This is a genomic window from uncultured Alistipes sp. (genome assembly GCF_949296715.1).
Taxonomy (GTDB): domain Bacteria; phylum Bacteroidota; class Bacteroidia; order Bacteroidales; family Rikenellaceae; genus Alistipes.
Genome location: NZ_CASFQD010000052.1, coordinates 1 through 9684, shown reverse-complemented (window position 1 = coordinate 9684; position 9684 = coordinate 1). Strand labels below are relative to the sequence as shown.

The following is a 9684-nucleotide window of genomic DNA, read 5'->3' as shown; positions in this document are numbered from 1 at the left end:
GCCACGCCCGGTGCAGCAGCAGAACGAGCAGGCAGGGCGCCGCGACGGCGAGGTATTCGGCCGCCAGGTGGAGCCGCGGACGGCGGCAGAGCTGCCGCACGAGCCGCAGGTCGCGCCGCACGGCGTGCAGGCGCAGCGGGATGAGCAGGGCCAGTGCCGCGGCGATCCACGGCCGGTGTTCGGCGACGAGCAGGTAGAGCAGCACGGCGGCGGCCGCGGCCGCGAGCACCACGATAAGCCCCGGTCCGATCATCCGCACCCAGCGCACGAACCGTCTTGCGTGGAGTTCCCAGAGCGACATGGCTATTTGACGACCTCCATGCGTTCGAGCCGCTCGTCGAGGTCCATCTTGTCGATGATGGTCTTCACGAGGGTGTCCATCTCCGAGCCGTCGGAGTAGTCGGCCGGCAGGACGTGGTTCACGCGGTTGTCGTGGATGAGCGACGACATCTTGCGCCGCGCCTCCTTCTGGTCGGGGTTGTAGACCGCGATGGAGTGGCCGCCGGAGTTCTTGACCAGCCGCATGCAGGGGATGTCGGTCGTGCCGTCGCCCACGTAGATCATGTGCTTGAAGGGCACGGGACGCTCGTTCTCGGGGATGTAGCGGTTGACGAGCGTCGAGTCGAAGACCGACTCCACGCCCTTGTTGATCTTGAAGATGAACTGCGTCTTGTTGGTGTAGTTGACCGCCACGGCGGGCCAGTAGGCGATGCCGTCGACGTCGTAGAGGAACGAGCAGGCGTAGATCTTGCGGAACTCGTGGGCGATCTCCGTCCCTTCGATGATCTCCTTGAGCCCCGACGAGTTGATGTAGTGCAGGATGCGGATGCCGCGCTCCTCGCCGTAACGGTTGATGCGCGCGAACCACTCCCGGACTCCCTTGAAGAGCGTGACGCGGCGGCCCGACTCCTGGAAGGCCTCGCGGCGCAGCGACAGCCCCTTCGACTTGGCCTCCTGGATCATGCGGGCCATGTAGGTGAGGACCATGTCGGCATCCTGCCGCTCGGCCAGCGAGTTGGCCTCCGACCAGAACTCCTTGTTGCTCTTGCCCACGGCCGGGATGAAGTCGTACTCCTGCATGTTGCCCGGGGAGAGCGTGCCGTCGAAATCGTAGATCAGGGCGATCGTGAAGCGGTATTCCATCGTTGGTGGTTTTTGGGGTTGCGAAAACAATTACCAAAGATAACGTTTTTTCACTATTTTTGCAAAAACGATGCTCCGGGTCCCATCCGGCCGCGGAGCCCAAATGCAACGATTATGGAATTCAAGCAACTGCTTTCGAAACGCCGCTCGATCCGCAAGTTCACGGAGCGTGCGGTGTCGCGCGAGGTGGTGGACCGCCTGCTCGCCGAGACCCTCACGGCCCCTTCGGCCCGCAATACGCGCACGACGCGCCTGCTCGTGGTGGACGACCCGCAGACGGTGGCCCGCATGGCCGCCATGCGCGACTACGGCTCGGCCTTCATGAAGGGGGCGCCGATGGCCGTTGTGGTGCTGGGCGATACGACGAAGGGCGACCTGTGGCGCGAGAATGCCGCCATCTCGGCAACGATCCTCCAGCTGGCGTGCGTCGACGAGGGGCTCGCCTCGTGCTGGGTCCACATCAACGGACGCCCCTGCCGCAAGGAGGAGCCCGAGGGCAAACAGGCCGCGGACTACCTGCGCGGCTTCCTGCCCATCCCCGAGGGGTGCGAGCCGCTGTGCGCCATCGCGATCGGCTATTCGGACTTCACGCCCGCCCCGCTGCCCCCGGCCGACGATACGGAGCGCATCATCCGCCTCTGACCGCCGGGACAGCCGGATCGCTTCCGGCAGGATGTTGCGGGACAGATAACAGGGAGCGGGGATCGGAACAACCGATCCCCACTCCCTGTCTGTTTTCCGGTCGCCCTCCCCTGTACCGGGTTTTCCGCGGAGGAGGAGAGCACTTCCCGATATTTCGGCCCGGCTGTTACCGGTTGTTGTGCACGGGCTTGATGTCCTTGACGCGCAGCTGCGTGGTCACCGTGCCGCGGTAGTGGTTCTCGACGATCTGGTAGCAGACGTCGATCGGACGCCCCGAGCGCACCCACTCGTAGTGCGTGGGCTGCTGGAAGGCGATGGCCTGAATCTTCGTGTTGGGCTTCTGCCGCTGCATGAGGTCCATGCGCAGGTGCTCGCACTCCATGCCGACGAGCTTCGCCTCGCCGTGGTTGCTCACGCCGCAGGTCACGAAGACCGGCGAGGCGTTGCCCGGCCCGAAGGGCTGGAAACGGTTGAGGTGCTCGCGGAACTTGGGCGTGATGTCCGAGAAGAGCAGCTCGCTGTCGATGTCGACCTGCGGAACGAGCATCTGCGGGTCGATGTTCTCCTCGACATAGGCGTTGAAGCGGCGCGTGAACTCCCCGACATTCTCCGGGCGCATCGTCAGCCCCGCGGCGTACATGTGCCCGCCGAAGTTCTCGAGCAGGTCCGAGCACGACTCGACGGCCTGATAGAGGTCGAAGCCCGGCACCGAGCGCGCCGAACCCGTGACGAAGCCGTTGCTCATCGTCAGCACGACGGTCGGGCGGTAGTAGGTCTCGATCAGGCGCGAGGCGACGATTCCCACGATGCCCTTCATCCATTTCGGGTTGTAGACCACGGTGCTCTTCAGCCGTTTCATTTCGGGGTTGTGCTCGATGTATTCGTGCGCCTCCTGCGTGACGTGGCGGTCGATCGACTTGCGGTCCTGGTTGTAGGCGTCGATGACATTGCCGAATTCGGCCGCCACCGACTCGTTGCCCTCGATGAGCAGCTCCACGGCGGCGTGCCCGCCCGAAGGCGAGGCGTTCTCGTCGTTCTCATCCATGCGCATGCGCCCGGCGGCGTTGATGCGCGGCCCGATCTTGAAGACGATGTCGTCGATGGTGATGTTGTGCTTGTCCAGCCCGCAGATCTTGATGATCGACAACAGCCCCTTCGACGGCTCGTGGTTGAGGTTCTTCAGTCCGAAGTGCGCCAGGATGCGGTTCTCGCCCACCAGCGGCACGATGTCCGAGGCGATCGACACGACGAGCAGGTCGAGCAGGTTGAGAATCTGCTCGAAGGGGATGCGGTTCTTCTGTGCGTAGGCCTGCACGAGCTTGAAGCCCACGCCGCAGCCCGACAGTTCGTCGAACGGGTAGGTGCAGTCGACCCGCTTGGGGTCCAGAACGGCTACGGCGCGGGGAATCTCCTCGGCCGGGAGGTGGTGGTCGCAGATGATGAAATCCACGCCTTTCGTCTTTGCATAGGCAACCTTTTCCGTGGCCTTGATGCCGCAGTCCAGGGCGATGATGAGGCTGACGCCCTTGTGGGCCGCCAGATCGATCCCCTTGACCGAGATGCCGTACCCTTCGGTATAGCGGTCCGGGATGTAGAACATCAGGTTTTTGTGCCCGATCTGGCGCAGGAACTTGTAGACCAGCGCGACGGCCGTGCAGCCGTCCACGTCGTAGTCGCCGTAGACCATGATCTTCTCATTGTTCGCCACGGCGCGCTCGACCCGCTCGACCGCCTTGTCCATGTCCTTCATCAGGAAGGGATCGTGCAGGTCCGCGAGACTCGGTCTAAAGAACTTCTCCGCCTTTTCTACGGTGTCTATGCCTCTCTGTACGAGTAGATTGGCCAGGATGGGCGAAGTCCGCAGCGCGGCAGCGAGCATAGCTACCGTCGCGGGGTCGCCCTGAGGCTTCACTACCCAGCGTTTTTCTATGGGCATACGTTCTAATATTTATATATTTTAACATTTAATATCTCACTTAAAAATTTGACAACGAGGTCTTTGACCTCATCCATCGCTACGCTGCGGCCCGTCTCCCGGGCGATCGAGGTCGCGCCGCGGTCGGTGAACCCGCACGGGTTGATGCGCGAGAACCAGCCGAGGTCGGTCGTGACGTTGAGCGCAAAGCCGTGCATGGTAACATAACGTGACGAACGCACGCCTATTGCGCAAATCTTGCGCGGCGGGTCGATTTTGCCGCCGCATGCCGCGGCGGACAGGACCTGCCGCGGGGGCTGTGCTGCCGGGGTCTCCTTCTCCCCGTTCGGGATCTCCGCTCCGGAGACGGTCTCCCTGCCGCTGCCGTCCGCGCCCTTGTCGCCGAACTCGACCCCCTGGCCGAGCCAGACGCCCGAAGCGCCCGCGATGCGCCCGGCACGGATGCCGTAGTGCGCCACGGTGCGGATTACCGCCTCCTCGAGTGCCGCGATGTATTCGCGCAGCCCGATGCCGAGGCGTTCGAGGTCGAGAATCGGGTAGCAGACCAGCTGTCCCGGACCGTGGAAGGTGATGTCCCCGCCGCGGTCGATGTGAAAGAACGTTGCGCCCAGCCCTTCGAGCGTCTCGCGGCTCACGAGCAGGTTCTCCGCATGGCCGCTCTTGCCGAGCGTGTAGACGGGCGGGTGCTCCACGAGCAGCACCGTGCCGGCCTCCGCCGCAGGCAGTTCCTGCGCGGCCGGGCTGTCCGAACTGTGCGGTGCGGCCTGTGCGGCCGGCCCCTCCGGCTGTCCCGCTCCGTGCCGTTTGCGGGACACGAGGGCGTCGAAGAGCCGCTGTTGCAGTTCCCAGCAGGCCTTGTAGTCCATGACCCCGAGGTCGCGGCAGGCGGCGCGGACAGTTCCGGTCGTCTTCATCGCTGCGCCTCCTTCACGCTCCGATGGGCCTCTTCGGCTCTGTACGACGAGCGGACCAGCGGTGCGCTCGCACAGTAGCTGAAACCCATCTCCAGCGCCTGGAGTCGGTACCATTCGAATTTTTCGGGAGTGATGTACGCCGCAACGGGGTAGTGCTCCAGAGTAGGCCGAAGGTACTGACCGATGGTTACGATCCTGACGCCCGCATCCCGCAGGTCGCGCAGGGTCTGTAATACTTCATCATCGCTCTCGCCAAGTCCGACCATCAGTCCGCTCTTTGTGGCGACACCCTGGTTGCTCATGTAGCGCAGCGTCTCCAGACTGGTGCGATACTTCGCTCTGGAGCGCACCTCGGGGGTCAGTCGCTCGACGGTTTCGATGTTGTGCCCGATGATGTCGGGCTTCGACGCGATGACCACGTCCAGCAGGTCGGGGCGTGCGTCGAGATCGGGAATAAGGAGCTCAATTACGGCGTCGGGATTCTGTGCGCGGATCGCCCTCACGGTAGCGGCCCAGTGGTGGGCTCCGCTGTCCGGAAGGTCGTCGCGCGTCACGGAGGTTACGACGACATGCCGCAGTTTCATCAGGGCGACGCTTTCGGCCACGTGGCGCGGCTCGTCGGCGTCGGGTGCCAGGGGACGTCCTGTTTTCGTCGCACAGAAGCGGCAGCCGCGTGTGCATATCTCACCCAGGATCATGAAGGTTGCCGTTCTGCGGCTCCAGCACTCGGCCTGATTGGGGCAGTGTCCGCTGGTGCAGATGGTGTGCAACCCATGTTTCTCGACGATCTGCCGCACCTCGGCATATTCGGGCGTGCGGTGCAGACGGATCTTGAGCCATCCGGGTTTTTTCAGGAGATCTACCTTGTCATAAAACTTCGGCATTTAAGTTCATTATTTTCCAATTGATGCAAAAATAAGAAAAATAATTGACATTTTTCAGGAATTCGTCATTTATTGTTAGCATTATGACAGGCTGGTATGTCGAAAATTTTAATTTGTCACTTGCTCCGCATGCGGTTCGTGCGTCTGAATAAGCACATTGCGGACGCTGAGGCCCCGGCTGTCGGCGCTCCGTGCCGCAGGTTTCACCGTCTGTTGCCGACATGGCGGGAAACAGTCCGTATTATAGCGCCTGATGGCCGGTACGGCCTGTTCCGGTGATTTCTGGCGGGGCGGCTCATCCCCTCCGGTCATGTGCCCTCGGCTCTGTCGGAGCGTGCCGTCTCTTTTTTCATGTTCCGCAGGATGCCGGCCGGCCTTGTCCCTGCATTCGTGCGTCCGGGCTCTGTCGGACGGAGCCCGTCCCTTTCCCGAAGCCTGTCCCTTTCCCGGGACCCGGCCCTCCTTTCCCGGAGTGCGCCGCCTTTCCGGCTCCTTGCCGCAGACGGCTTTGCCGTGCGGGCAGGTAAACAAAAAGAGACCCGTTGCCTGACGGTTTCGGGTCTCTCTGGTTAGGTTAGTTAGGTTAATGAGAGTGGGAGAACCCCACGTTTGTTATACAAAGATAGATCGATTTTTATGAAAAACCAAATCTTTTGTAACGTTTTTGATAAATCGGGCAAAAAAATTCTAATGAATTATAATTAAAAAATTTGAATAACGGCGAGATTATAAGTTTTTCACAAAATCGCCTCTTCGTGTTCGACCGTTTTTGCCGCTTCGTTCTCCGGCGAGGAGTGGTGCCGGTTCCGATAGGCGGCGGGCGTCATCTGATACTCCTTCTTGAAGAGTTTGATGAAGTGCGACGTGTTGGGGAAGGTGCATTCGTTGCCGATTTCCGAGATCGATTTCGACGTCGAGATCAGCAGCAGGCGCGAGTGCATCAGCCGCTGCCGGATGAACCACTTGTGCGGCGGAATCTGGAAGTGGCGCCGAAACTCCTTCTTGAACGACGTGAGCGAACGGTTGGTCAGCCGGGCCAGCTCCTCGATCGAGACGTCGCGGAAGATGTGGTCGTAGATCGTCTGTTCGAAATTCTCGCGGGCCGTGTCGACATTGCTCAGGAGTTTGCTTTTCAGGCAGCAGTCCTCGTGCGAGGCTATCAGATAGATCAATTCGGTCATCTTGATGTTCTCGGCCGTCTCGTCGTGGCGGAACTCCTCGTCGCGCAGGTAGTTGTTCGTATTGGTGAAAAAGTTGCGCAGCGAGTTCCATGCGGGCATCGCCACGTGGGTCCTGTTGCGGCAGTTCTCGCACGAATGTTCGTTCGAGATGTTCAGCCCGTAAGTGATGTTCAGGTGCATGAGGATGTGTTGCAGCTCCTCGGGCGTGTAGTAGAAGAGGATCTGTTCGAACGGCTGTCCGTTCTCGGGTACGTTCTCCGTGTAGTGGAGCCCGATGCCCAGATAGAAGACGTCGCCGCGCGTAAGTGTCTGACGTTTATCCCCGTCGTAGATGTACTTCGTACCGCGGAGGATGTAGCCGATGGCATAGCGCGAAAGGGCTTGTGACTGGATGCCCGTGTGAAGCGTCTCGACGTACTTCACGATTGTCGGCTGTTGCACCGACGGATTCATTGAATTCTTCATGATAATTGTAATTTAAGTTTTTTCTGACATAAGGTTGCGTCACTGATGTCAAACTCAAATTTACAATTATATATTTATTTTGAGCAACGATGAATGCGCTATTTAGGCAGAAATTTATAAATACGTCCAAATAATGTATATGTAAGACCGGATATATTATTGTAAAAAGGCCACGGCGGCTGCGCCGGCGAGCAGCAGCAGGTAGAGCGGCAGGTTGATCAGCCGTCGGGTACGGACGAAGAGCACGGGCAGCAGCACGGCGGCCGGAACGGCGACGAGCAGCGTGTCGTCGGTCGTGGCGGCCGGTGAGCAGAGTGCGAGGAGAGTTGCCGCGAAGGTGCAGGCGGCGAAGACCAGCAGGAAGCGCGGGCGCGTGCCCACGGCATAGAGGTCCGAGAGGAAGAGTCCGAGCGCCAGCAGGGTCAGGACGACCGTGGCTCCCAGCATCAGCTGTTCGGGCAACGGCAGCGAGAGGAGCATGCCGAAGGGTGCTCCGGTGACAAGAGTCTTGCCCAGCAGCGCAACCGGTGCGATGAAGGAGCCTCCCGCTCCCCAGTTGACGTAGCAGAGGACGAGGGGCGGAAGAAGGATTCCCGCCAGCGCCACGGCCGCTTCGCGCACCGTGCGACGGAAGAGCATCAGCGCGACGGGCATCAGCAACAGCAGGGGGGCTGCTGCCGGGACGAGCAGCGGAATCATGCCGAGATAGAGCGATGCGCGGAAGATGGCGTCGAATCCGTATCCGTTGCAGAACGAGCGGCCGAAATTCTTGACGGCGAGGGCGAGCAGTGCTGTCGCGGCACACGCCGGGAGGTATTCGGTCCGGGCGGCCAGCCCGCAGGCGACCATTCCGAAAAGGGGGATTGCCAGGCAGGTGCCGGCCGAGTAGAGGTTGTACCGGACGGTCATGCGCCCCGTGCACATGCCTGCGAAGAGCAGTAGAAATGCTGTCAGCGTTTTTGAACCTGCGGGTGCAATGGCCTGGAGGCGGGTAAGGAGCTCCCGCGGCATGGCGACGGCCAGTTCGGCAATCCGGTCCGCCGTACCGGTGATGTCAGCCGTCTCTGCGGCGGACGCTCCGGCGGCATACAGCGCCGCGAGGGTGAGTGCGGCGAGTGTCAGAAAGGCCGGAACGAGCGGCTGGCGTGTAATGTCGAATTTCATTCGGATGGGGGACCTGTCGCGACAAAAGTAAACAAAAAAGCCGGATTGATACCATTTATTTGTAATTTTGTGAGCAATGCTGGAAAATCAATACCAATACGACCTTTTGGAGGCCGGATGCGACGAGGCCGGACGCGGATGTCTGGCCGGACCGGTCTTTGCGGCAGCCGTGATCCTGCCCCCCGGTTTCCATGATCCGCTGCTCAACGACTCGAAGCAGATGACCGAACGCAATCGCGAGAAGCTGCGTGCGATTATCGAGCGCGAGGCTGTGGCGTGGGCCGTGGAGGCGGTTTCCGCGGCCCGCATCGACGAGATCAATATCCTGAACGCCTCGTTCGAGGGGATGTCGCTCGCGGCGGCACGTCTCGATCCGGCACCCGGCTTTCTGGCGATCGACGGCAACCGCTTCCGCACGCGGCTCTCGATTCCCTACCGGTGCATCGTCAAGGGGGACGGCAAGTATGCCGATATCGCCGCGGCCTCCGTGCTGGCGAAGACCCACCGCGACGAATACATGTGCCGTCTGGCGGAGGAGTATCCTCAGTACGGCTGGCTGAAGAACAAGGGATATCCGACGCGCGAGCACCGGCTGGCAATTCGTGAATACGGCCTTACTCCCCATCACCGGCTGACCTTCAACCACGAAATCGACCAGCTCGAACTGCCCTTCTGACGCCCTCGTGTCTGGACCGGGCCGCTTGTTCCGCCTGTCCGCCTGGTCTGACCACTCCCTTGTTCCGACCGGGCTTTCTGTTTCGACTGGCTGCATGTGCCGGCTGTCTGTCCGTTCCGGCTTGACTTTCTGACCCGACGTCCATTCTTTTGATAGGCCTCCCGTTTAGTCTGCTCGCTCGTTCCGGTTGTTTGTCCGTTTCGTCTGTCCGCTCTTTCCGGTTGTCCGTCTGTTAGACTTTCCACTCGCTCCGGCCGGGCTTTTTGTCTTGACTGTCTATTCGTTCTGATGGGCCTCCCGTTTAGTCTGCTCGCTCGTTCCGGTTGTTTGTCCGTTTCGTCTGTCCACTCGCTCCGGCCGAGCCTTCTGTTTCTGCCGTCCATTTGTCTGATGGGCCACCCGTTTTGTCTGTTCGCTCATTTCGGTTGTCCGTCCATTAGACTGTCCACTCGCTCCGGCCGGGCTTTTTGTTCCGACTGACCTGCCTGTACTGATTGGCAACATCCGTTCCGTTCGTTCGCACGTTCCGACTGGTTTTCCTCTATCTGTTGCCCTCCTGTTTCGACTGGCCTGCTCGCAGATTCGCGCGATCTCCCGATTTTCTCCTTCCGTTTCCCGATTCCGTTCCCCCCCCCGGGGCGCGCGCCGCGCCGCAGCCGGGGGCCGGTGGGGGGGGTGG

9 protein-coding genes are annotated in these 9684 nt (G+C 61.1%); 2 read left to right on the top strand and 7 right to left on the bottom strand.

The window, feature by feature from the left end:
- Both Q1Y33_RS07820 and Q1Y33_RS07815 read right to left on the bottom strand, forming a co-directional pair.
- The coding region (locus Q1Y33_RS07820; protein WP_300799186.1) for a hypothetical protein at nt 1-301 on the bottom strand (301 nt) is incomplete at its 3' end.
- 2 nt (nt 302-303) lie between these two features.
- Nucleotides 304-1143 (bottom strand): HAD family hydrolase, encoded by an 840-nt coding sequence (locus Q1Y33_RS07815; RefSeq protein ID WP_300799185.1) that lies wholly within the window; start codon nt 1141-1143, stop codon nt 304-306.
- Between the two features lie 114 nt (nt 1144-1257).
- Here Q1Y33_RS07815 and Q1Y33_RS07810 point away from each other — a divergent pair, with 114 nt between their 5' ends.
- Nucleotides 1258-1785 (top strand): nitroreductase family protein, encoded by a 528-nt coding sequence (locus Q1Y33_RS07810; RefSeq protein WP_300799184.1) that lies wholly within the window; start codon nt 1258-1260, stop codon nt 1783-1785.
- A gap of 166 nt (nt 1786-1951) precedes the next feature.
- On the opposite strand, the gene recJ is transcribed toward Q1Y33_RS07810, so the two are convergent.
- The 5 genes from recJ to Q1Y33_RS07785 all read right to left on the bottom strand — a co-directional run bounded on the left by recJ (nt 1952) and on the right by Q1Y33_RS07785 (nt 8329).
- Complete coding sequence (recJ, locus tag Q1Y33_RS07805) at nt 1952-3721, bottom strand: single-stranded-DNA-specific exonuclease RecJ (protein WP_300799183.1); 1770 nt, start codon at nt 3719-3721, stop codon at nt 1952-1954.
- Nucleotides 3722-3726: 5 nt separating this feature from the next.
- Nucleotides 3727-4635, bottom strand: coding sequence for a lipoyl(octanoyl) transferase LipB (gene lipB, locus Q1Y33_RS07800; RefSeq protein WP_300799182.1), 909 nt, complete (start codon nt 4633-4635; stop codon nt 3727-3729).
- Nucleotides 4632-5519, bottom strand: coding sequence for a lipoyl synthase (lipA, locus tag Q1Y33_RS07795; protein ID WP_300799181.1), 888 nt, complete (start codon nt 5517-5519; stop codon nt 4632-4634). The genes lipB and lipA overlap by 4 nt, the downstream gene beginning before the upstream one ends.
- 737 nt (nt 5520-6256) lie before the next feature.
- Nucleotides 6257-7165 carry an AraC family transcriptional regulator gene (locus Q1Y33_RS07790; RefSeq protein ID WP_300799180.1) on the bottom strand — a complete coding sequence of 303 codons (909 nt, stop codon included), beginning with the start codon at nt 7163-7165 and terminating at the stop codon, nt 6257-6259.
- A 156-nt stretch (nt 7166-7321) separates the two neighbouring features.
- On the bottom strand, nt 7322-8329 hold the full coding sequence (locus Q1Y33_RS07785; protein ID WP_300799179.1) for a hypothetical protein: 1008 nt from the start codon (nt 8327-8329) through the stop codon (nt 7322-7324).
- Nucleotides 8330-8405: 76 nt separating this feature from the next.
- On the opposite strand from Q1Y33_RS07785, the gene Q1Y33_RS07780 reads away from it, so the two are divergent.
- Nucleotides 8406-9005 carry a ribonuclease HII gene (locus Q1Y33_RS07780; protein ID WP_300799178.1) on the top strand — a complete coding sequence of 200 codons (600 nt, stop codon included), beginning with the start codon at nt 8406-8408 and terminating at the stop codon, nt 9003-9005.
- The last annotated feature ends 679 nt before the right edge of the window (nt 9006-9684 follow it).